Genomic DNA, 21,773 nt, shown 5'->3' with positions numbered 1-21,773 from the left:
TCTTCACTGAATTATTCTGCGCGCTTTTAGTGGACACACTAAAGCTGTAGCTTACAGAAAAAGGCTTTTTGGGTCCACCGCTAATGAGCCGAAAAGGCAGGAGAATGCGACAGGACGTCGCTTAGCGGGTAAAAACGGGGCCCTAGAGTAATCCTCCGGGCCCGTTTTTGCTACTGATTAACGCAGATCCAGCACGTCTTGCATGTCGTAGAGACCCGCTTCGCGACCTTCCAGCCACAATGCGGCACGCACCGCGCCCTTGGCGAAGGTCATGCGACTGGAAGCCTTGTGGGTAATTTCCAGGCGCTCACCTTCGGCAGCAAACAGCACCGTATGGTCACCCACCACATCACCACCGCGCACGGTGGCAAAGCCAATGGTTTCACGCTCGCGCGCCCCGGTATGACCTTCGCGACCATATACCGCAACCTTCGACAGATCACGCCCCAAGGCATCGGCAATCACTTCGCCCATGCGCATGGCAGTGCCCGATGGCGCATCGACCTTGTGCCGGTGATGCGCCTCGATGATCTCGATATCCGCGTCATCACCCAACACCCTTGCCGCCATGTCGAGCAACTTCAGCGACAGGTTGACGCCTACACTGAAGTTGGCGGCAAACACGATAGGAATGTCCTTGCCTGCCGCGACGAGCAATTGCTTTTGCTCGGCATTCAGGCCCGTGGTACCGATAACCATGGCTTTGCCCGCCTTGCGGCAGAACGCCAGGTTTTTCAGCATCACTTCGGGCAGGGTGAAGTCGATCAATACATCGAACTCATCAGCCACCTGCTCCAGGCTGCCGGACAATGACACACCGATCCGCCCCAGGGAGGCCAGCTCGCCAACATCGGCGCCGATCAGCGTACTGCCCGGGCGCACGATCGCCGCAGTCAGCCCCGACAGAGGCGAGCGCTGCTGCACCGCCTCCACCAGGTTCTTGCCCATGCGCCCGGCGGCGCCCATCACTGCTATACGTCGCATATCCACGTCCTTACAGGTCGCCGAAGAAGCGCTTCACGCCTTCGAACCAGCCAGCGGTCTTGGGCGAATGGGAGCCATCACCGGCCAGCGAACCGCGCAGCTCTTCGAGCAACTCACGCTGACGACGATCCAGGTTGACCGGCGTCTCGACAGCCACACGGCACATCAAGTCGCCCGCACCACCACCACGCACCGGCGCTACACCTTTGCCACGGATCCGGAACTGCTTGCCGGTCTGAGTCCCCTCGGGGATCTTCAGCTTGACCCGCCCTTCGAGGGTCGGAATCTCCAGCTCGCCACCCAGGGCCGCATCGACAAAACTGATCGGCACTTCGCAGAACAGGTGCTTGCCGTCACGCTGGAAGATCGCGTGCTCGCGCACATTGATCACCACGTACAGGTCGCCCGTCGGGCCACCCTGCGCGCCCGCCTCGCCCTCGCCCGACAACCGGATACGGTCGCCAGTATCAACACCGGCCGGCACTTTCACCGACAGGGTCTTGTACTCTTCGACGCGCCCTTCGCCGTGGCAAGAATCGCACGGATCGGAAATGATCTTGCCCTGGCCATGGCAGCGCGGGCAGGTTTGCTGCACCGAGAAGAAACCCTGCTGCATGCGCACCTGGCCAATACCGCCACAGGTTGGGCAGGTGATCGGCGAGGAGCCTTTCTTGGCGCCCGAACCGTCACACGGCTTGCAATTGACCAGCGTCGGCACGCGGATATTGACGCTGGTGCCGCGTACGGCTTCTTCCAGGTTCAGTTCCAGGGTGTAGCGCAAGTCGCTGCCACGCTGGGCACCGCCGCGCTGACCACCACGACCGCCGCCGAAGAAGTCGCTGAATACATCACCGAAAATATCGGAGAAGTTCTGCCCGCCAAAGCCGGCACCGCCGCCGCCCATGCTTGGATCGACACCGGCATGGCCATACTGGTCGTAGGCTGCACGCTTGTTCGGATCACACAGGCATTCGTAGGCCTCATTGGCCTCTTTAAACAATTCTTCGGATTCTTTGTTATCCGGATTACGGTCCGGGTGGTGCTTCATCGCCAGGCGACGGTAAGCCTTCTTCAGGTCCGCCTCGCTGGAACCGCGCTCCACACCCAATACTTCGTAATAGTCACGCTTTGCCATAAGTCTTTGCACTCTTAAGGACGTCCGGCAAAACCCTCCTGAGCCTGCCAAACTCGTTGAGCCCCAATACAGGCCCGGACCCAACTCACGTCAAATTCAACGATCCTGGTCTTTACTGCTTTCAGCCGAGACCCAGCCAAAAACGCGGTGCCTGTCGATCGCAAAGCAGGAGCATTCCCGATCACACCGCCAACATCCGAACCTTGTCGCATGCTGTAAAAATTCGCGTACCCCAGACACGCCAACGCGGGAGCAAGCTCCCGCGCGGCGACATCCTACCAGTCACCGCTTGATAGCGGTCAACCGGGCGACCAAGTTACTTCTTCTGGTCTTCTTTTACTTCTTCGAACTCGGCATCGACAACGTCGTCGTGCTTGGCTTCAGGTTCTGCCTGTTGCGCAGCACCGTCACCTTGCGGAGCCTGCTCGGCGTACATCTTCTGAGCGACCGGCGCGGAGACTTTCGACAACTCCTCAACCTTGGCTTCGATGGTGGCCTTGTCGTCGCCTTTAACAGCGGCTTCCAGGGCAACCACGGCGGCTTCGATTGCGGTCTTCTCTTCAGCAGTCACTTTGTCGCCAGCATCCGCGATCATTTTGCGAGTCGAGTGAACCAGTGCATCACCCTGGTTGCGGGCAGCGGCCAGTTCTTCGAACTTGCGATCTTCCTCGGCGTTCTTTTCAGCATCGTTGATCATCTGCTGAATTTCTTCCTCGGACAGACCGGAGTTGGCCTTGATCACGATCGACTGAGTCTTGCCAGTAGCCTTGTCCTTGGCGCCTACGTGCAGAATGCCGTTGGCGTCGATGTCGAAGGTCACTTCAATTTGTGGCACGCCACGTGGAGCGGGTGGAATCTCGGCCAGGTCGAACTTGCCCAGGGACTTGTTCTGCGCAGCCTGCTTACGCTCACCTTGCAGCACGTGAATGGTCACAGCGCCCTGGTTGTCATCGGCAGTCGAGAACACTTGCGATTTCTTGGTAGGAATCGTGGTGTTTTTCTCGATCAGCGCGGTCATCACGCCACCCATGGTTTCGATACCCAGAGTCAGCGGGCTGACGTCCAGCAGCAGCACGTCTTTCACGTCGCCGGCCAGTACCGCACCCTGGATGGCAGCACCCATGGCAACGGCTTCGTCCGGGTTCACGTCTTTACGTGCTTCTTTACCGAAGAACTCGGTGACCTTCTGCTGTACCAGTGGCATACGGGTCTGACCGCCAACCAGGATCACGTCGTTGATCGAACCAACGTCGATACCCGAATCTTTCAGGGCGATGCGGCAAGGTTCGATAGTGCGCTGAACCAGATCTTCAACCAGCGATTCCAGCTTGGCGCGCGAGATCTTCACGTTCAAGTGCTTAGGACCGGTGGCATCTGCAGTGATGTACGGCAGGTTCACGTCGGTCGAATTGCTCGAAGACAGTTCGATCTTGGCTTTTTCAGCAGCTTCTTTCAGGCGCTGCATCGCCAGCGGGTCACCCTTGAGGTTCATGCCGCTTTCTTTCTTGAATTCGTCAACGAGGTAGTCGATCAGACGAATGTCAAAGTCTTCACCGCCCAGGAACGTGTCACCGTTGGTCGCCAACACTTCGAACTGGTGCTCGCCATCGACTTCAGCGATTTCGATCACGGAAACGTCGAAAGTACCGCCACCCAGGTCATAAACGATCACGGTGTGGTCGCCCTTGGCCTTGTCCATGCCGTAGGCCAGAGCGGCCGCGGTAGGTTCGTTGATGATACGTTTTACGTCCAGGCCCGCGATGCGGCCGGCGTCTTTGGTCGCCTGGCGCTGGCTGTCGTTGAAGTAGGCCGGAACGGTGATCACCGCTTCAGTCACTGCTTCACCGAGGTAGTCTTCGGCAGTCTTCTTCATCTTTTTCAAGATTTCAGCCGAGATTTGCGGTGGCGACATTTTCTGGCCGTTCACTTCAACCCAGGCGTCACCGTTGTCAGCCTTGGCGATTTTGTACGGCACCATCTTGATGTCTTTCTGTACGACTTCTTCGTCGAACTTACGACCGATCAAACGCTTCACCGCGTACAGGGTGTTATGCGGATTGGTCACAGCCTGACGCTTGGCGGACTGGCCTACCAGGATCTCGCCGTCATTGGCGTAAGCCACGATGGACGGAGTGGTACGCGCGCCTTCTGCGTTTTCAATAACCTTGGATACGCCGTTTTCCAGCACGGAGACGCAGGAGTTGGTAGTCCCCAGGTCGATACCGATAATTTTGCCCATGATTCACTCTCCCGAAACTTTGGATTTGGTTGCCGCAGCAGTGGTGGCTAACTGCGGTAGCACTTAAACGCTTGACTTATAAATGGGGTCGTTACGAACGATTTCAAGCCTGCTCGTCAATCGACGGCGAAACCAGTGCGGGAGCCTTGCTCACCACCACCATCGCCGGGCGCAACAGGCGACCATTAAGCTGGTAGCCCTTCTGGAACACCTTCAACACGCTATTAGGCTCAAGGTCAGCATTTTCCTGCATGGCCATGGCCTGGTGATGCTCCGCGTTGAACGGCTCGCCGCCTTGCGGATCGATTGCTTCCAACTGATAACGCTTCAGGGTGTCCTGGAACATTTTCAGGGTCAGTTCGATCCCTTCGCGCATGGCACGGATGTTTTCGTCGTCCGGACTGGACAGCTCCAGGCCACGCTCCAGGCTGTCGATGATCGGCAACAGATCACCGGCAAACTTCTCCAGCGCAAACTTGTGGGCTTTCTCTACATCCTGCTCGGCGCGGCGGCGGACGTTCTGCAGATCGGCAGCAACACGCAAAGCCTGATCCTGAGCGCCTGCCAGTTGCTCTTCGAGCACTTGCACACGAGCCGCCAGGTCTTCACCCGCTGCCTGCGAGGCCTGGTTGGCGTCTGGGTTTTGCGTATCCAGCGTCTGTTCGTCAGCCATAGTTTTCTCCTTTCGAAATCCTGCGCGAACTCAACTCGCGCTTCTGTTCCGGTATATGGGGCCACAATTTCCAGGTTCAAGGGCGGACATACCCCGACTCACACTTTCCCGCACATTCCACATAGAGCTAAAAAAACCCTTTATCCAAGCAAATTGAGCTAAGTCGCAGGATTGTCAGCGCCAAACAAAACACTGTATAAATAACCAGACCTAAAGCCTGGGAGCGGCCACTATGCTGGTTCACCTGTCCGTACATAACTACGCCATCGTTGAGCATCTGGATCTTGAACTGGATCGCGGGATGAGCGTAATCACAGGCGAAACCGGCGCCGGCAAGTCGATCATGCTCGACGCCCTGGGCCTGACCCTGGGTGATCGCGCCGACAGCGGCGTGGTTCGCCCCGGCGCAGACAAGGCCGATATTCTGGCGACCTTTGACCTGGCAGATATTCCGGAAGCCAGCGCCTGGCTGGCCGAGCGCGACCTTGACAGCGATAGCCCGTGCATTCTGCGCCGGGTGATTACCGCCGAAGGCCGCTCGCGGGGCTACATCAATGGCACGCCCTGCCCCCTCGGCGACCTGAAGGCCCTCGGCGAGTTGCTGATCGACATCCACAGCCAGCACGAACATCAATCCCTGCTGAAAACCGATACCCATCGCCGACTGCTGGATGAATACGCCGGCGCCACCGACCTCGCCCGCCAGGTGCAATTGGCTGCACAACGCTGGCGCCAGACCCGCCTGGAACTGGAGCGCCTGTCCAATTCCGGCGACGAGCAACGCGCCCGCCACCAACTCCTCAGCTATCAGTTGGAAGAACTGGAAAGTCTGGGCCTGGGCGAAACCGAGCTGGAACAGCTGGAGCAGGAGCACAAGAACCTGACCAATGCCGAAACCCTGCTGGGCATCTGCCGCCAGGTTGTCGAGCAATGCAGCGAAAGTGACTCCGGCAATGTACTGAACGCACTGACGGCAAGCCTTAACCGCCTGTCGAGCGTAAACAGTGGCTCTGGCTCCCTGAATGAAGCCACTACCCTGCTGACCAGTGCGCAGATTCAGGTCGAAGAGGCCGTTGGTGAACTGAACCGCTTCCTTGACCACTTCGATGCTGACCCGGCCCGCCTGCAAGAGATCGAAGAGCGCCTCGACACTATTTATACCCTGGCGCGCAAACATCGGATCCAGCCGACCGAAGTGGCGGCCATGCAGCAAAAGCTGCTGGACGAGATCGAAACCCTGAATGCCAATGATGAATCCATCGAGCGCCTGGGCGATGAACTGGCTTCCTTTGCCCGTCATTACCAGGAAAAGGCCCGGGAACTGAGCGACCTGCGGCACCAGGCCGCAACCGGACTGGCCTGCGCCGTTGAGCAGGAGATCCAACGCCTGGGCATGCCGGGCGGACGCTTTACCATCGAGTTGCACGCCAACAGTGGCAACGAACTACAGCCCAATGGCCTGGAACAGGTCGAATTGCTGGTAAGCGCCAACCCGGGGCAACCCCTGAAGGCTCTGGCCAAAGTCGCCTCCGGCGGTGAACTGTCACGGATCAGCCTGGCAATCCAGGTTATTACCGCCCAGACCTCGCGCGTACCGACCCTGGTCTTCGACGAAGTGGATGTGGGGATTGGCGGGCCGACCGCTGAAATTGTCGGCCAATTGCTGCGCCGCCTGGGGGAGCGCGGACAAGTGCTGACCGTTACCCACTTGCCACAAGTTGCAGCCCAAGGGCATCAGCATCTATTTGTGCACAAGGTACGGGGCAGCGACGCGACACATACCGCCGTGTCCAAGCTGAACAAGACCGAACGGGTGGAAGAAGTCGCGCGCATGCTTGGCGGCATCGACCTGACCAAGGAGTCCCTGGCCCACGCGAAGAAAATGGTGGTAACGGCGAAGGTTTGAATCCTTTTTTATCGGATTTTCTCTGGCGGCAGATAGCATGAAGGCGACCCTAGGGTCGCCTTCGATCGTTGCGCAGAGCGAATCTGCAGCGCTTTTTTACTTTTTCTTACGGATGTACAACACAAGATTGTGGTCAACCAAATCGAATCCATGCTCCTCAGCGATTTCGTGCTGAAGCTTTTCGATTGCCGGGCTGGTGAACTCGATAACCTCATTGGTATCCAGGTCAACCATGTGGTCGTGATGACCACCGTCAGCCAATTCAAACACCGCATGACCGCCGTCGAAATTATGACGAACCACCAGCCCTGCGGCTTCGAACTGGGTCAGTACACGGTAAACCGTGGCCAGGCCGACGTCCTCGTTAGACTCCATCAGCGCCTTGTAAACATCCTCGGCACTCATGTGGCGCTGCTCGGCGGAATCGAGCATTTGTAGAATCTTGACTCGTGGCAGAGTCACTTTAAGACCGGCTTTGCGTAGTTCGCTATTTTCAACCATGGTTAGCTTTCTCGCGGATGCTGCTTCGCAGCTTCTCTTAATACGGGTATGATCGGCGTTTACGTTGTCCCAGCCAAGATAGTGGAAGTCGCCCACCGATGCAAAACACCAAGCTCTTGCTAACCAGTTTCACCCTTGTGGGACTGCTCGCACTCGCCGGTTGTTCATTCCCCGGGGTTTACAAAATCGACATCCAGCAGGGCAATGTCGTCACGCAGGACATGATAGACCAGTTACGCCCGGGAATGACCCGACGGCAAGTACGGTTTATTATGGGCAATCCCCTGCTGACCGACACATTCCATGCCGATCGCTGGGATTATCTCTATAGCCTGCAGCCTGGAGGCGGAGAGCGCCAACAGGAGCGCGTCAGTGTCATCTTTAATGGCAACGACCAACTGGTCAGCCTTTCCGGTGACTTCATGCCCGGCGTGAGCCGTGATGAAGCCCTGTTGGGCAAGGACAGCGGGACCAGCGTCACTGCGCCAGCGCAGAATGCTGAAAAACCCAAGTCCGAGCTGCCGGCCAAGCCTGGCTCCTTGCTGGATACCATCCAGAAAGACATCGACAGCGTGGAAACCGTTCCGGTGCCAACGCCAGAACCTCTGGATACAACCCCGCAATAATTTGTATCGTTCAACAAAAAGCCCGGCATGCCGGGCTTTTTGTTGCCTGCTATTTCACAGGTTATGAATTTTGCCGCCGGGCTTCAGCCGCTTTAGCTGCTCGCAGGCGCCTGACCTCTCTGGGATCCGCCAGCAAGGGGCGATAAATCTCGATGCGATCGCCGACCTGGACATTACGGGTTTCAGCGTCGGCCACAACCTTGCCGAAAATCCCCAAGGGGCAAGCGGCGATATCCAGCTCGGGAAACTGTGCCGCAATGCCCGACGCCAGCACCGCAGCCCTCAGGCTCGTACCCGGCGCAACCGCCAGGCTCAACAACCGTTGCCGGTCTACCGCAGCGTAGACCACCTCAATTTCGATCAACGACTCAGCCATGCAGTTGCTTGGCCCGCTGGCAAAACGCATCCACCAGGGTATTCGCCGCCTGATTGAACAGCGGCCCCAAGGTCGCCCGCACAATGGAGCCCGCGTAATCAAACGTCAGGTCCAGGCTGATCTTGCATGCCTTCTCTCCCAGCGGCTTGAACACCCAGACGCCGTGCAGTTGAGTGAACGGCCCTTCTTCCAGATTCATCTCAATCGACTGACCGGGAACCAGCACATTACTCGTCACAAACTTCTGACCAAGCCCGCCCTTGGATACCTCCAGGCTCGCGCGCATATGCTCATCGCTGCTCTCCAGCACCGTGGATGAGGAGCACCAGGGCAGGAAATCCGGGTAGCTCGCCACGTCATTGACCAGGTCATAGAGCGCTTGCGCCGGGTAAGGCAGCAGGGCCGAGCGTTGAATATGCGTCGTCATGGGAGCGTTATTTCCGAAGCTGAGCGGCAAACATCGCGAAAAGACTGCCCGATTCGCGAGAGAAAAAAACCAGAAAACTGGCGGTATTGTCCGGGATTCATCCAACACGCTCAAGCACGCAGGTTGACCGTAGCCGACACGCTCGCAACTGCCTATAATGCCGCCCCTATGGCTAAACAAAAGAAACACCCAACAGGGACCATCGCGCAGAACAAAAAGGCGCGACACGATTACTTCATCGAACATCGGTTCGAGGCTGGTCTGGTCCTGGCCGGCTGGGAAGTAAAAAGTCTGCGCGCCAGCAAGTTGCAACTGGTCGACAGTTACGTGCTGCTCAAGGATGGCGAGGCCTGGCTGCTCGGCAGTCATATCACGCCGTTGATGACCGCCAGTACCCACGTTATTGCCGACCCGGTGCGCACACGCAAGCTGCTGCTCAATGCCCGCGAACTGGAAAAGCTCGCTGCTGCGGTCCAGCAGAAGGGTTATGCCTGCGTCTGCCTGTCGTGGTACTGGAGCAAGCACCTGGTCAAGTGCGAGATCGCACTGGGCAAGGGCAAGAAGGAATACGACAAGCGTGATACCGAGCGCGAACGCGACTCCAATCGGGAATTGCAGCGCGCCGTACGCAACAAGGGCAAGGAAGACTGATCTTCCCCGCCTCTTGAAGCGAGCCGATGTGGCCAGGGAGCCTGCTCCCTGCGCCGCAATTGCAGGCTATATCCCCTTGCGCCGCTCTGCCCGAGCCATACGCTGCACTTCCTGACGCACCTCTTCCAACACTTCCTGCACGTACAGCAGGTGACGTGTTGAGACCTCGCGCGCCTGTTCCGCCCGCCCCTCGATAATCGCCAGATACAAATCCCGATGCTGGTTGATCAGCATATCCCGGGTTTCGGTGCGTTGCTGGTACATGCCGCCGATATTGGTCACCACGTTACGCTTGAGCAAATCAAACAAGCCCCGGATGGTGTGCAGCAATACCGCGTTATGGCTGGCTTCGGCGATAGCCAAGTGAAACCTGGCGTCGGCCGCGCCTTCCTCAATGCGACTCACCTCATCATCCCGTGCATAGCAATCCTGCAAGGCGTCAAAGGCGGCAGTCAGCCGTTCGCGATCCACTTCCGTGGCACGCAAGGCGGCGTAATAAGCGCAAGACGCTTCAAGCGTCTGACGAAATTCCAACAGATCACGCTGGGCTTCGGGGTTGCTTTCCAGCAGATGCAACAATGGATCGCTGAAGGTTGAACCCAGCGTCTCCACCACATAATTGCCGCCGCCCTGGCGACTGACCAGCAGCCCCTTGGCCGCCAGCTTCTGGATCGCCTCGCGCAATGACGGACGCGACACACCGAACTGTTCAGCCAGTGCGCGCTCGGCAGGCAATCGCTCACCCGACTTCAACGTGCCCTCAAGGATCATCCCCTCAAGCTGCTCGACAATATCGTCGGACAAACGGCGCTGACGCACCTGATCAAACGCCATAACTGACTCTCCACGATCCCGGCCACTCGCCGGGCCCTCTATTCTGGCCTATTGCGGCGGCGTCGGCACCTATCAGAACCCCTTTGATTGCACCGATCAGACCCCGCCCCGCCGACATACGACCAAAGTTTCTCAAGCGGCAAATTGACACGCCACCCCGAAGGCTCTTAACCTAGCCCACAGCGATTGTAAATTGGTCTTACCAATTATCCAAATCAGCTGAGCATGCATGACCAACAACAATTAGGGGCCACCCCATATGCAAACCTGGCAACAGCTCTACAGCCCACTCGGCAGCCTTGGCCTGTCCGCACTGGCCGCCGTTATCCCGATCATATTTTTCTTCCTGGCCCTGGCGGTGTTTCGCCTTAAAGGCCATGTTGCCGGGAGCATCACCCTGGCGCTGTCGATCCTGGTGGCGATATTTGCCTTCCAGATGCCGGTCGATATGGCATTCGCCGCTGCCGGCTATGGCTTTGCCTACGGCCTGTGGCCAATCGCCTGGATCATCGTCGCCGCGGTATTCCTCTACAAACTGACGGTCAAGAGTGGCCAGTTCGAAGTGATCCGCAGCTCGGTGCTGTCGATTACCGATGACCAGCGCCTGCAAGTGCTGCTGATCGGCTTCTGCTTCGGCGCATTCCTGGAAGGTGCCGCCGGTTTCGGCGCCCCCGTGGCGATTACGGCCGCGCTGCTGGTCGGCCTGGGGTTCAACCCACTGTACGCCGCCGGCCTGTGCCTGATTGCCAACACCGCGCCAGTGGCTTTCGGCGCCCTGGGGATCCCGATCATCGTGGCCGGCCAGGTCACCGGCATCGACGCCTTCAAGATCGGCGCCATGACCGGTCGCCAGCTGCCGCTGCTGTCGCTGTTCGTGCCGTTCTGGCTGGTGTTCATGATGGACGGCCTGCGCGGCGTCAAGGAAACCTGGCCTGCGGCACTGGTGGCCGGCTTGAGCTTTGCCATCACCCAGTACTTCACCTCCAACTTCATCGGCCCGGAACTGCCGGATATCACCTCGGCCCTGGCCAGCCTGATCTCCCTGACTCTGTTCCTGAAAGTCTGGCAGCCCAAGCGTACAGCGGGCGCACAGATTGCTGGTGCCACCTCCAGCGTTTCGGTTACCGGCAGCGTCGGCGGTTTCGGCCAGCCGCGCACTTCCGTGGCTTCGCCTTACAGCCTGATGGAGATTTTCAAAGCCTGGTCGCCGTTCCTGATCCTGACCGTGCTGGTGACCATCTGGACCCTCAAACCGTTCAAGGCGATGTTCGCCGCCGGCGGCTCGATGTACAGCTGGGTGTTCAACTTTGCGATTCCGCACCTGGACCAGATGGTGATCAAGGTTGCACCCATCGTCACCAACGCGACGGCCATTCCAGCAGTGTTCAAGCTGGACCCGATTTCCGCCACCGGCACGGCGATCTTCTTCTCCGCACTGATCTCCATGCTGGTGCTGAAGATCAATTTCAAAACTGGTCTGACCACTTTGAAAGAGACCTTCTACGAGTTGCGCTGGCCGATCCTGTCCATCGGCATGGTGCTGGCGTTCGCATTCGTGACCAACTACTCCGGCATGTCTTCGACCATGGCTCTGGTACTGGCCGGCACCGGCGCGGCATTCCCGTTCTTCTCGCCGTTCCTCGGCTGGCTGGGTGTGTTCCTCACGGGTTCCGATACCTCGTCCAACGCCCTGTTCAGCTCCCTGCAAGCTACCACCGCACACCAGATCGGCGTCAGCGACACCCTGCTGGTAGCGGCAAACACCAGTGGCGGCGTAACCGGCAAGATGATCTCGCCACAGTCGATCGCCGTGGCCTGTGCCGCGACCGGCCTGGTCGGCAAGGAATCCGACCTGTTCCGCTTTACCCTCAAGCACAGCCTGTTTTTCGCCACGATTGTCGGCCTGATCACCTACGCCCAGGCGTACTGGTTCACCGGCATGCTGGTGCATTAAGACCACAGGCAATACCGTAAGAACCGACGCCGCAACCGCTTTGCGGCGTCAGCTATTCACAACCCAGTCTGCAGGACCGTGGCGCCAAGGCTCCCCAGACTGGGTGCTGCTGATCCTGGAGGCCCCATGAGTCTGCCCATCGCGTTCCTGGATGCCGTCGCACGACTGATCCCGAAAGATCGACGCTTCGACGATCCTCTTTCCACCCTGGCTTTCGGCACCGACGCCAGTTTTTACCGACTGATCCCACAACTGGTGGTGCGCGTCGAATCGGAAGATGAAGTGGTCGAGTTGCTGCAACTGGCGCAACGTGACCGCGTGCCAGTGACCTTTCGCGCAGCCGGCACCAGCCTCTCCGGCCAGGCCATCAGCGATTCGGTGCTGATCGTGCTCGGCGATAACTGGAACGGGCGTGAGATTCGTGGCCAAGGTACGCAAATCCGCCTGCAGCCCGGCGTCATTGGGGCCCAGGCCAATGCCTGGCTTGCGCCGTTCGGGCGCAAGATCGGTCCGGATCCGGCGTCAATCAACGCCTGCAAGATCGGTGGGATTGTCGCCAACAATGCCAGCGGCATGTGCTGCGGCACCGCCCAGAACACCTACCACACCCTGGCCGGGATTCGCCTGGTGCTGGCCGACGGCAGCCGCCTCGATACCGAGGACGCCACCAGCGTCGCAGCGTTCCGCCAACAACACAGCCAGTTGCTTGAGCGCCTGGCCACCCTGGGCCGCGAGACCCGGGCCAATCCTGAATTGGCGGCAAAAATTCGCCATAAATACCGTCTGAAAAACACCACCGGGCTGTCACTCAATGCCCTGGTGGATTTCGACGAGCCACTGGATATCCTCAGCCATCTGCTGGTGGGTTCCGAAGGCACCCTGGGCTTTATCAGCGCAGTGACCTACGACACCGTCATTGATCACCCGAGCAAAGCTTCGGCGCTGATCGTATTCCCGGATGTAGAAACCTGCTGCAACGCCGTAACCGTGCTGAAAACCCAGCCGGTGTCAGCGGTTGAGCTGCTGGACCGACGCAGCATGCGCTCGGTGCAGGACAAACCCGGCATGCCCGCTTTCGTACAACAACTATCGGAAAGTGCCTGCGCGCTATTGATCGAATCCCGCGCCGCCTCGTCCACATTGCTGCATGAGCAACTGGCGCTGATCATGGCCTCGCTGGCCGACTTCCCGGTCGAGAAGCAAGTCGACTTCACCGAAGACCCGTTGGAAAACGCACGCCTGTGGGCGATCCGCAAGGACACCTTCCCCGCCGTCGGCGCCGTACGCAAGACCGGCACCACGGTAATCATCGAAGACGTGACCTTCCCGGTGGAGCAACTGGCCATTGGTGTGAACCGTTTGATCGAGCTGTTCGACAAACATCACTACGACGAAGCCATCCTTTTCGGACACGCCCTGGAAGGCAATCTGCACTTTGTGTTCACCCAAGGCTTCAACAGCGCCGAAGAAGTCACACGCTATCAAGCGTTCATGGATGACGTGGCACAACTGGTGGCCGTGGAGTTCGGCGGCTCGCTGAAAGCCGAGCACGGCACCGGTCGTAACATGGCGCCCTTCGTCGAACTGGAATGGGGCAGCGATGCCTATCAGTTGATGTGGCAACTCAAGCGCCTGCTCGATCCCAACGGCATTCTCAACCCAGACGTGGTGCTCAGCGAAGATCCGCAAATCCACCTTAAAAACCTCAAGCCCCTGCCCGCCGCCGATGAGATTGTGGATAAGTGCATCGAGTGCGGTTTCTGCGAGCCGGTATGCCCCTCCAAGGGCCTGACCCTGAGCCCGCGCCAACGCATCGTGATCTGGCGTGATATCCAGGCGCGCAAACGCGCCGGCATCGACACCACCGAGCTGGAAGCGGCGTATCACTATCAAGGCATCGACACCTGTGCCGCCACCGGGCTGTGTGCCCAGCGCTGCCCGGTAGGCATCAATACCGGCGACCTGGTGAAAAAACTGCGCAGCCGTGAAGCAGGCAGTACGAAAACCGCCGAGTGGCTGGCCAGCCACTTCTCTACCGCACTGCAAGGCGCACGCTTCACCCTGCATGTGGCCAACGGCGCCCGCATGCTACTGGGCGCGCCACGCCTGGCGAAACTCTCGGCCTCCATGACCAAGCTGTCCAAGGGGCAAATCCCGCAGTGGACCAGCGCCATGCCACAGCCGGAAAAAGCCATCCGCTTCAGCCCCGCCGTCAACGATGAACGCCCACGGGTGGTCTACCTCGCGGCCTGTGTATCGCGGGCAATGGGCCCGGCGGCCGGGGACAAAGAGCAAATGTCGCTGTACGACAAAACCCGTGGCCTGCTGGAAAAAGCCGGTTACCAGGTGGTCATCCCGGACAACCCGGACAGCCTCTGCTGCGGCCAGCCCTTCGCCTCCAAAGGCTACGCCGAACAGGCCGAACACAAACGCCAGGAACTGATCGGCGCCCTGCTCCACGCCAGCCGTGGCGGTCTCGACCCGATCTACTGCGACACCAGCCCCTGCACCCTGCGCCTGGTCCAGGACCTGGGGCAAACGCGCCTGGACCTCTACGACCCGGTCCGGTTTATCCGCACCCACCTGATGGACCGCCTGGACTTCACACCCCAGGATGCACCGATTGCCGTGCATGTGACCTGCAGCACCCAGCACCTGGGCGAAAGCCAGGCCCTGATCGACCTGGCGCGGCGTTGCAGCAACAACGTGGTAGTCCCCGAAGGCATCCACTGCTGCGGGTTTGCCGGCGACAAAGGCTTCACCACCCCGGAACTCAACGCCCACTCCCTGCGCTCCCTCAAGGACGCCGTGCAGTACTGCAGCGAAGGCATCTCCACCAGCCGCACCTGTGAGATCGGTCTGACCCAGCACGGTGGGATTGATTACCACGGCCTGGTCTACCTGGTTGACCGGGTAACCCAGGCCCGCGCAATAAAAACGAACCCCTGCGAACTGGCGTAGTCACTTGCTTAAGCCCCGGGCAACCGGGGCCGACCCATGACCTCGCCGGCTGCCCGCACGTACCGCGCAGCATCGAGACCTCTTTGCACAAGGAGATACCCATGAAGCGTTCCGTACTGGCTGGTGTATTCGTTACCGCTGCGATGCTGGCCTCCCCCGTGTTTGCCGCAGGCAACGAAGCAGATCTGTGCCAGATCAACCTGGATAAAATCAACAACGGCAAAGCACTGCTCGCCACGGACACCAGTGGCAAAAGCGGCGAGATCGACACGGCCGTCTCCCAAGCCAAAGCAGCCCACGCGGCCGGTGATGAGAAGAAGTGTATCGAGATCACCTCCAAAGCCCTGCAAGACCTGCAGAACCTGGACAAAGGCGGCAACCCATAACCCGCCAACCGCTCAAGGCCAACCTTTCGGGTTGGCCTTCTGTGACCGATTGACGTACACTGCACAGGCTTGTCGCTCACGATCACATCGAGCAACAAGCACGGGGCCGTTTAGGATTCGACGCCGGTTGCGAACCTTTAGGTGCATGCCGAGTTGGTAACAGAACTCGTAAATCCACTGTTGCAACTTTCTATAGTTGCCAATGACGAAACCTACGGGGAATACGCTCTCGCTGCGTAAGCAGCCTTAGCCCTTCCCTCCTGGTACCTTCGGGTCCAGCAATCACCAGGGGATGTCTGTAAACCCAAAGTGATTGTCATATAGAACAGAATCGCCGTGCAGTACGTTGTGGACGAAGCGGCTAAAACTTACACAACTCGCCCAAAGCACCCTGCCCTTCGGGTCGCTGAGGGTTAACTTAATAGAAACGGCTACGCATGTAGTACCGACAGCAGAGTACTGGCGGACGGGGGTTCAAATCCCCCCGGCTCCACCACTTCATCATCTAAAGACGTCCACGGACGTCTTTTTTTGTGCCTGCGATCCAGTAAATACGCGGCCTCCAGCGCTTTTGCGGTCTTCTGAGATTTTTTCAGTTCTAGCCATTCGGGTATTCCAAAGGGTATTCCAACCCATTCGGTGCTAACCTTTGGAATACCAAATCAGTGCCTGAGGAAAATCTCATGCCTGCTCCAGCCCTCCGCCTATCTGATCGACAGCTCAAGGGAGTCAAACCCGCGTCCAAGGATTACGTCCTCACCGACGGTGACGGTTTGCAACTCCGTGTACGCAGCAACGGCTCTCTGCTGTGGAATTTCAATTACCGTGAACCGGTGACCAAGAACCGCATCAACATGGGCTTGGGCACCTACCCAGAGCTCTCGCTGGCGAACGCCCGAAAGATGGCGGTCGAAGCACGCGAGCTGCTCGCCCAAGGCATCGATCCGAAGGTGCAGCGCGATACGCTGAATGAGGCCAAGCGCGCAGAAACGGAACACACCTTCGAGAACGTGGCCACCGCCTGGTTCGAGCTCAAGAAAGACTCAGTCACCCCGGCCTACGCCGAGGACATCTGGCGGTCGCTCACGCTGCACGTGTTCCCCGATTTGAAGACGACACCACTCACCAAAATCACCGCGCCGATGGTGATCGGACTGCTTCGCCCAATTGAAGCGAAAGGCAGCCTGGAGACGGTCAAGCGTCTTAGCCAGCGGCTAAACGAGATCATGACCTACGGGGTGAACTCCGGTCTGATCTTCGCCAACCCGCTCAGCGGTATACGAGCGGTATTCAAGAAGCCCAAGAAAGAGAACATGGCCGCGCTTCCACCCGAAGAGCTCCCCGAGCTCATGCTGGAAATCGCGAACGCCAGCATCAAACGTACCACCCGCTGCCTGATCGAATGGCAGTTGCACACGATGACTCGCCCCGCCGAGGCGGCGACTACTCGCTGGGCAGACATCGACTTTGAAAGGCGTGTCTGGACTATCCCACCGGAGCGGATGAAGAAGCGCCGTCCACACAGCATCCCGTTGAGTGATCACGCTGTCGCACTGCTGGTGTCACTGAAGACTCACAGCGGCCATCGCGAATACGTCTTCCCGGCAGACAGAAATCCACGCACCCACGCCAATAGCCAAACGGCCAACATGGCGTTGAAACGCATGGGCTTCCAGGATCGCTTGGTCAGCCACGGCATGCGCTCGATGGCGAGCACCATCTTGAATGAACATGGGTGGGACCCGGAGCTCATTGAGGTCGCACTCGCGCACGTCGACAAGGATGAGGTGAGGAGCGCCTACAACCGAGCCGACTACATCGAGCGTCGGCGTCCCATGATGGCCTGGTGGAGTGAGTACATCCAGAAAGCCGCCACTGGTAGCCTGCTTGCCTCAGCGTACGGCCAAGTCAGAGACAAGAACGTGGTGCCGATTCGCTAGCGCTGTACTGGCGCAAGAACTGCAGCAACAACTGAACGTTCAAGATTCGGGGCAAGCAGCCTCACTTATCCGCTTCTAAGCGCGGGTCCATCCAAACAGGGCTGCAAAGCCGCCCTGTTTGGATGGACCTTACTTTGAAGAGCTAAAAGCGACCACGTTGTCCAGGATTTACCACGGAATTCCATCGGTGGATAACCGTTCTTCAAGTCCAGAGTGGCGCTGAATTTCGAACCTTGACCGGGTTTATCCACAGGCGTAGAACTGGCCGTGCAAGCGCTGTCGATGACAGCAACCCAGGTGGCCCGAACCTTGAAGGTCACGCCGCTCCCGCGGTGGTTCCCCCCAGAAGGCGATTCGCATCCGGCAGCTCGCCCGGTCACCTCCCCGGTGATGGATGCTCTCTAATCTCATGGCCCTCGTGCGCCAGCTACACCGTACTGTGCTGCCCTGCAGCAACCTATCCGCTTGGCCGAATTTTGCGCCAACCTGTGCCCGTCTCTTTCTTCTGGAAAGAGACGGGCGCTCCTACCACTGCTGCAGCCTACCTCGTACAAGGCATTGCGGCATTTCCCCTCGTGACAATCGGCGTGACAAACACCGAAGTCACCAGCAACAGCGATGCAGATGATGGTGCCGCAGCCTAAGGAATGGACTGCACCTGACTGACAGTCAGGCACGCCCCGGTCATCGCTTCACTGCCTTCACCCGACTCAGGATCTCGCGGCGCTGGTCTCGTCCGCCAGCGCAGCCTCCACCCGCCCACTTCCTCGCAAGTGTTAAGGAGGCCAGATCATGAGATGCCCAAGCTCCCGGTCGTAAGGAGCCGCCAGTCCCGCGTTAGTGGACAACCCTCACAGGTCGCAGGGGCCTTGATCCCTGATAACACTCAACATTCTTGGCGGGATGACGTGGGGGAAGGTTTTAAGAGTTTGGCTTCGAGAGGAATGTGATCATGGCGTTGGTCGGTAGACGGGATGGGCGCAATTTTGGCTATGGTCGGCAGCTGAGCTATGCCGGGTCGCAAGCGCTAAAAGATCTGTTTGGTGGCGGGCATTACGGTACGGTCAAAGCGCACAGTGATCGGTGGCAGGCATTCGTCAAATGGTGCCGTTCCGAACAGGGGCCAGGAATCAATGATGCGCGCCAGATTGATCGGAAGGTGTTGGCCGTCTATGCGGCGTATCTGCGCGACGTGGTTGGGCGCGGTGACCTCGCCGTCAGCACCGCACAAAACCGGTTATCCAGCGTTAACAGGACCATGGCGGCGCTTCGCGGTGATCAGTATGTGAAAGTACCGAGTCCGAGCAAGGCGTTGGGTATGCAGCGCACCAGGGTTCGACATTCAGTGCCGCAGGGCCAAGACCGCGAACAGGTTAAGCAAATCGTCGATGCGCTTTGCAGCCAACACCAACTACGGGCCGCCGCGATTGTTTTGTTGGCGCGAGCCACCGGCATGCGCTTGCGTGAGGCCATCTTGGCTGACCTACCACGACTATGCCGCGAGGCTAACGACTTAGGCAGGATAAACATTCAGGATGGCACCAAGGGTGGGCGCGCCGGCGCCTCGGCGCCACGTTGAATTACGGTGGATGATCATGTTCGGGGGGCACTTGAATTTGCACGACAGGTTTCGCCTGTGGGTAGCCGCAACCTGATCGCACCCCACCAAACCTACCTGAATGTCCTGCGAGAAATCATCCGCCCTGCGAGAGACATCATGCATGCACTCAACCTCAAAGGCTTCCATGAGCTACGAGCGGCATACGCATGTGGGCGCTATGAGCAAATCACCCAACTTTACGCGCCTATCAACGGCGGCCAATGTTGCCAGGTAGATAGAGACCTTGATCGTGAGGCCCGGAGACAAATCAGTTATGAACTGGGGCACAGTAGGATCGACGTGGTCGCCGCGTACATTGGAGGGCGGTCATGAGTAAGCCATTCCACATGGAGCTGTTCTTGTCTGCGGTGTTGACGGGCTCGCACGCAACTCGACAACGCCATATACGACAGGCGAAAATCATCCAGGCTGAGATTGCAGAACGCTGGCAGCGAGAAACGCCTTGGGCTTGGCAGCGGAAGCATGTGATTTGGTTCCTTGAAAAGCGCCTAGCCCGACGCAGCAACGCAACGCGTTATTACTACCTCCTAACCCTGCGACTGCTCGCTCGTCGCTTAGAAAAGTCATGGGTATGAATATGCTAGGCAGCGCGTTGAGATCAGCAATTTAGCTCACTAAGGCAAAGTGCAGTCGCTGAGCTACTACGTTGGACTAAGCCTCTCATCAGGAATAGAAAGAGCCATGTCAGTCCCGACCTACGACCAGTTCATAGAGCCCATCCTACGTTTTCTCGCCACACATCCTGACGGTTCCACCGCGAGCGAGGCTCACGAAGCCGCCGCCATGACGCTTGGCCTGAGCGAGTCGCAGCGGCAGGAGACCATCGCTAGTGGCCAGGCCACCTACAAGAATCGATCAGGCTGGGCGCATGATCGGCTAAAGCGTGCTGGCTACTCCAGCAGCGCCAAGCGTGGCTACTGGCAGTTGACCGACACCGGCCGCGCATTCGCCCAAGCCAACCCGACCCCGTTGAGCCCAGAGCAAGTCGAGCACCTAGCTGTGAACTTCATGAGCGTGAAGCTGAAGACAGCACCGGATGCCGCCTCGCTGGATGAAAGCAGCGACACGTCAGAGCCTATTGCCAAGACCGACCTCGCCACTAGCAGCCCGCAGGAGCGCCTAAACCAAGCCATCCTCGAGCTGCGCACCAGCGTCGCGGGCGACCTGCTGGACAACTTGCTGCAAGCCAGCCCGACGCGCTTCGAGCACATCGTACTCGACGTGCTGCACAGCCTGGGCTACGGCGCGAACCGGCAGGCGCTGCAACAAGTCGGCGGCAGTGGCGACGGCGGCATCGACGGCGTGATCTCGCTGGACGCACTGGGGCTGGAAAAGGTTTACGTGCAGGCCAAGCGCTGGCAGAACACCGTCGGGCGTCCCGACCTGCAAGCGTTTTATGGCGCCCTGGCCGGGCAGAAAGCCAAACGCGGTGTATTCATTACCACCTCTGGCTTCACCGCCCAGGCCGTTGACTTCGCGCGCTCGGTCGAGGGGCTGGCACTGGTCGACGGTAAACGCCTGGTAAACTTGATGCTCGACCACGAGGTGGGGGTCAGCTCGCAGCTTTACAAAGTGCCCAGGCTCGACAGTGACTACTTCGACGAATCGCTCGGCTGAGCCGACGCTCGACAGCCCAATTCCATTTCGCCACTATGGCCTCGACAAGCTCGCAGGCCGTCGGCGTCCTGCGCCTGTCGAACGCCCATCCAATGCCAGTGAGGCCCTATGAACGCCCGAGAAGCCAACCTCATCGCCAAACGCTACCAAGCACGTAAACAAGCGTTCGACGATTTGCACGCGCTATTGCTGCCTTTCTTCCGCCGCACTTACCTGGCGGACAGCATGAAAGAGATCAGTGAGTGCGTCTCCGAAGCCCTGCATGCCAATACCTTGTGCGGCTGGCTGTCGGATTACGGCGATTTCGATGAGCTGGATGCTCTGATTGGCGAGATACGCCGGGACGGAGGACGCAAGCGTTTTACCAGCCTGAACGACATCCCCGCCTCCCTGCGGGAGCACTTCGACGAGACCGACGCGGACTTTATCGAATTCGCCAACGAAATGCGCGAAGAGTGCCGCGAGGGTTATGACTCATTGCTCGAACAGCAAGAAATGCTAGACGAACAGTTGGAGTTCGCCCGATTCGATGAGGTGTTCGCGTTCAATGAAGACTACCTGGAAGTTGAAACCATAAGGCTGTTTAACCAGGTGTTCGACCACCTGCGCACTCAATGGGTTGCATACGAAAAGCTGGCTCGCAGCCTCGTCGGCATGGCCCACCTCTTCGATGAACCGGACCCTGACAAGGGGCTAACCGAGGCGCTGCTGTTCGATTAGCCTCGTGTCACACTAACGACCTAGACAGGATTAACATTCAGGATGGCACCAAAGGCGGTCGCCCCGGCCTCGGTACCACGTTGGACTGTGGTGGACGAACATGCTCGAGGTGCACTTGAGTTTGCACGGCAAGTGTCGCCTGCGGGTAGCCGCGATCCTTTCACCAAACGCCAGGGTGCTTATCGCCCCCTAGCAGCGCAAACACAGCATCATGTCTAACGA

18 protein-coding genes, 1 other RNA gene and 2 pseudogenes are annotated in these 21,773 nt (G+C 58.8%); 13 read left to right on the top strand and 8 right to left on the bottom strand.

Features of this window, described 5'->3' with window-relative positions:
- Positions 1 to 177: 177 nt before the first annotated feature.
- From dapB to grpE, 4 genes are all read right to left on the bottom strand, one after another.
- Entirely contained in the window at positions 178 to 984 is an 807-nt protein-coding gene (gene dapB, locus HU773_RS04600) for a 4-hydroxy-tetrahydrodipicolinate reductase (protein ID WP_057440174.1), read from the bottom strand.
- Positions 985 to 994: 10 nt separating this feature from the next.
- Positions 995 to 2,119: a molecular chaperone DnaJ gene (gene dnaJ / locus HU773_RS04595; protein WP_057440175.1), complete on the bottom strand. Its 1,125-nt coding sequence runs from the start codon at positions 2,117 to 2,119 to the stop codon at positions 995 to 997.
- Positions 2,120 to 2,435: 316 nt separating this feature from the next.
- Entirely contained in the window at positions 2,436 to 4,358 is a 1,923-nt protein-coding gene (gene dnaK / locus HU773_RS04590) for a molecular chaperone DnaK (RefSeq protein ID WP_057960662.1), read from the bottom strand.
- 103 nt (positions 4,359 to 4,461) lie between these two features.
- Positions 4,462 to 5,031 (bottom strand): nucleotide exchange factor GrpE, encoded by a 570-nt coding sequence (gene grpE, locus HU773_RS04585; protein WP_186625353.1) that lies wholly within the window; start codon positions 5,029 to 5,031, stop codon positions 4,462 to 4,464.
- Positions 5,032 to 5,263: 232 nt separating this feature from the next.
- Between grpE and recN the strand changes: the two genes are divergently transcribed.
- Positions 5,264 to 6,937, top strand: a complete 1,674-nt coding sequence (gene recN / locus HU773_RS04580) for a DNA repair protein RecN (protein ID WP_128593140.1) — start codon at positions 5,264 to 5,266, stop codon at positions 6,935 to 6,937.
- A 96-nt stretch (positions 6,938 to 7,033) separates the two neighbouring features.
- Here recN and fur read toward each other — a convergent pair whose 3' ends face one another.
- On the bottom strand, positions 7,034 to 7,438 hold the full coding sequence (fur, locus tag HU773_RS04575; protein ID WP_010562662.1) for a ferric iron uptake transcriptional regulator: 405 nt from the start codon (positions 7,436 to 7,438) through the stop codon (positions 7,034 to 7,036).
- Positions 7,439 to 7,536: 98 nt separating this feature from the next.
- On the opposite strand from fur, the gene HU773_RS04570 reads away from it, so the two are divergent.
- Positions 7,537 to 8,064 carry an outer membrane protein assembly factor BamE gene (locus HU773_RS04570; RefSeq protein WP_186625352.1) on the top strand — a complete coding sequence of 176 codons (528 nt, stop codon included), beginning with the start codon at positions 7,537 to 7,539 and terminating at the stop codon, positions 8,062 to 8,064.
- Positions 8,065 to 8,125: 61 nt separating this feature from the next.
- Here the strand turns inward: HU773_RS04570 and HU773_RS04565 are convergent, their stop codons facing one another.
- Positions 8,126 to 8,440, bottom strand: a complete 315-nt coding sequence (locus tag HU773_RS04565) for an RnfH family protein (protein ID WP_186625351.1) — start codon at positions 8,438 to 8,440, stop codon at positions 8,126 to 8,128.
- On the bottom strand, positions 8,433 to 8,867 hold the full coding sequence (locus tag HU773_RS04560) for a type II toxin-antitoxin system RatA family toxin (RefSeq protein WP_057440179.1): 435 nt from the start codon (positions 8,865 to 8,867) through the stop codon (positions 8,433 to 8,435). The genes HU773_RS04565 and HU773_RS04560 overlap by 8 nt, the downstream gene beginning before the upstream one ends.
- A 168-nt stretch (positions 8,868 to 9,035) precedes the next feature.
- Between HU773_RS04560 and smpB the strand changes: the two genes are divergently transcribed.
- Positions 9,036 to 9,518, top strand: a complete 483-nt coding sequence (gene smpB, locus HU773_RS04555) for an SsrA-binding protein SmpB (RefSeq protein WP_029299012.1) — start codon at positions 9,036 to 9,038, stop codon at positions 9,516 to 9,518.
- A 66-nt stretch (positions 9,519 to 9,584) separates the two neighbouring features.
- Here the strand turns inward: smpB and HU773_RS04550 are convergent, their stop codons facing one another.
- Positions 9,585 to 10,352 carry an FCD domain-containing protein gene (locus HU773_RS04550; RefSeq protein WP_057440180.1) on the bottom strand — a complete coding sequence of 256 codons (768 nt, stop codon included), beginning with the start codon at positions 10,350 to 10,352 and terminating at the stop codon, positions 9,585 to 9,587.
- Positions 10,353 to 10,611: 259 nt separating this feature from the next.
- On the opposite strand from HU773_RS04550, the gene HU773_RS04545 reads away from it, so the two are divergent.
- The 10 genes and pseudogenes from HU773_RS04545 to HU773_RS27350 form a co-directional block, all read left to right on the top strand.
- Positions 10,612 to 12,306 (top strand): lactate permease LctP family transporter, encoded by a 1,695-nt coding sequence (locus HU773_RS04545; RefSeq protein WP_057440181.1) that lies wholly within the window; start codon positions 10,612 to 10,614, stop codon positions 12,304 to 12,306.
- A gap of 126 nt (positions 12,307 to 12,432) precedes the next feature.
- Positions 12,433 to 15,267, top strand: a complete 2,835-nt coding sequence (locus HU773_RS04540) for an FAD-binding and (Fe-S)-binding domain-containing protein (protein WP_186625350.1) — start codon at positions 12,433 to 12,435, stop codon at positions 15,265 to 15,267.
- Positions 15,268 to 15,368: 101 nt separating this feature from the next.
- A complete protein-coding gene (locus tag HU773_RS04535; RefSeq protein ID WP_057440183.1) occupies positions 15,369 to 15,653 on the top strand; it encodes a PA2433 domain-containing protein in 285 nt (94 codons plus the stop codon).
- A gap of 102 nt (positions 15,654 to 15,755) precedes the next feature.
- Positions 15,756 to 16,149, top strand: a transfer-messenger RNA (tmRNA) gene (gene ssrA / locus HU773_RS04530).
- Between the two features lie 187 nt (positions 16,150 to 16,336).
- Positions 16,337 to 17,593 (top strand): integrase domain-containing protein, encoded by a 1,257-nt coding sequence (locus HU773_RS04525; RefSeq protein WP_186625349.1) that lies wholly within the window; start codon positions 16,337 to 16,339, stop codon positions 17,591 to 17,593.
- Between the two features lie 952 nt (positions 17,594 to 18,545).
- Positions 18,546 to 19,526, top strand: a pseudogene (locus tag HU773_RS04520) (integrase domain-containing protein).
- On the top strand, positions 19,523 to 19,789 hold the full coding sequence (locus HU773_RS04515; RefSeq protein WP_186625348.1) for a hypothetical protein: 267 nt from the start codon (positions 19,523 to 19,525) through the stop codon (positions 19,787 to 19,789). Before HU773_RS04520 ends, HU773_RS04515 begins: the two are co-directional and overlap by 4 nt.
- A 106-nt stretch (positions 19,790 to 19,895) precedes the next feature.
- Positions 19,896 to 20,831: a restriction endonuclease gene (locus HU773_RS04510; RefSeq protein WP_186625347.1), complete on the top strand. Its 936-nt coding sequence runs from the start codon at positions 19,896 to 19,898 to the stop codon at positions 20,829 to 20,831.
- 108 nt (positions 20,832 to 20,939) lie between these two features.
- Positions 20,940 to 21,551: a hypothetical protein gene (locus tag HU773_RS04505; RefSeq protein WP_186625345.1), complete on the top strand. Its 612-nt coding sequence runs from the start codon at positions 20,940 to 20,942 to the stop codon at positions 21,549 to 21,551.
- 26 nt (positions 21,552 to 21,577) lie between these two features.
- A pseudogene (locus tag HU773_RS27350) lies at positions 21,578 to 21,707 on the top strand (integrase domain-containing protein); the annotation flags it as partial.
- Positions 21,708 to 21,773: the final 66 nt, after the last annotated feature.

It is taken from the genome of Pseudomonas shahriarae (genome assembly GCF_014268455.2).
GTDB classification, from domain to species: Bacteria; Pseudomonadota; Gammaproteobacteria; order Pseudomonadales; family Pseudomonadaceae; genus Aquipseudomonas; species Aquipseudomonas shahriarae.
The sequence above is the reverse complement of the archived record's forward strand: the minus strand, read 5'-3'. Positions and strand labels throughout refer to the sequence as shown.

Bases quoted from the DNA above. Each gene is read 5' to 3' on its own strand.
- HU773_RS04515 (WP_186625348.1), top strand. From the start codon at position 19,523: ATGAGTAAGCCATTCCACATGGAGCTGTTCTTGTCTGCGGTGTTGACG.
- HU773_RS04510 (WP_186625347.1), top strand. From the start codon at position 19,896: ATGTCAGTCCCGACCTACGACCAGTTCATAGAGCCCATCCTACGTTTT.
- HU773_RS04505 (WP_186625345.1), top strand. From the start codon at position 20,940: ATGAACGCCCGAGAAGCCAACCTCATCGCCAAACGCTACCAAGCACGT.
- grpE (WP_186625353.1), bottom strand. From the start codon at position 5,031: ATGGCTGACGAACAGACGCTGGATACGCAAAACCCAGACGCCAACCAG.
- HU773_RS04565 (WP_186625351.1), bottom strand. From the start codon at position 8,440: ATGGCTGAGTCGTTGATCGAAATTGAGGTGGTCTACGCTGCGGTAGAC.
- HU773_RS04570 (WP_186625352.1), top strand. From the start codon at position 7,537: ATGCAAAACACCAAGCTCTTGCTAACCAGTTTCACCCTTGTGGGACTG.
- dnaJ (WP_057440175.1), bottom strand. From the start codon at position 2,119: ATGGCAAAGCGTGACTATTACGAAGTATTGGGTGTGGAGCGCGGTTCC.
- dnaK (WP_057960662.1), bottom strand. From the start codon at position 4,358: ATGGGCAAAATTATCGGTATCGACCTGGGGACTACCAACTCCTGCGTC.
- HU773_RS04550 (WP_057440180.1), bottom strand. From the start codon at position 10,352: ATGGCGTTTGATCAGGTGCGTCAGCGCCGTTTGTCCGACGATATTGTC.
- fur (WP_010562662.1), bottom strand. From the start codon at position 7,438: ATGGTTGAAAATAGCGAACTACGCAAAGCCGGTCTTAAAGTGACTCTG.
- HU773_RS04560 (WP_057440179.1), bottom strand. From the start codon at position 8,867: ATGACGACGCATATTCAACGCTCGGCCCTGCTGCCTTACCCGGCGCAA.
- smpB (WP_029299012.1), top strand. From the start codon at position 9,036: ATGGCTAAACAAAAGAAACACCCAACAGGGACCATCGCGCAGAACAAA.
- dapB (WP_057440174.1), bottom strand. From the start codon at position 984: ATGCGACGTATAGCAGTGATGGGCGCCGCCGGGCGCATGGGCAAGAAC.
- recN (WP_128593140.1), top strand. From the start codon at position 5,264: ATGCTGGTTCACCTGTCCGTACATAACTACGCCATCGTTGAGCATCTG.
- HU773_RS04535 (WP_057440183.1), top strand. From the start codon at position 15,369: ATGAAGCGTTCCGTACTGGCTGGTGTATTCGTTACCGCTGCGATGCTG.
- HU773_RS04540 (WP_186625350.1), top strand. From the start codon at position 12,433: ATGAGTCTGCCCATCGCGTTCCTGGATGCCGTCGCACGACTGATCCCG.
- HU773_RS04545 (WP_057440181.1), top strand. From the start codon at position 10,612: ATGCAAACCTGGCAACAGCTCTACAGCCCACTCGGCAGCCTTGGCCTG.
- HU773_RS04525 (WP_186625349.1), top strand. From the start codon at position 16,337: ATGCCTGCTCCAGCCCTCCGCCTATCTGATCGACAGCTCAAGGGAGTC.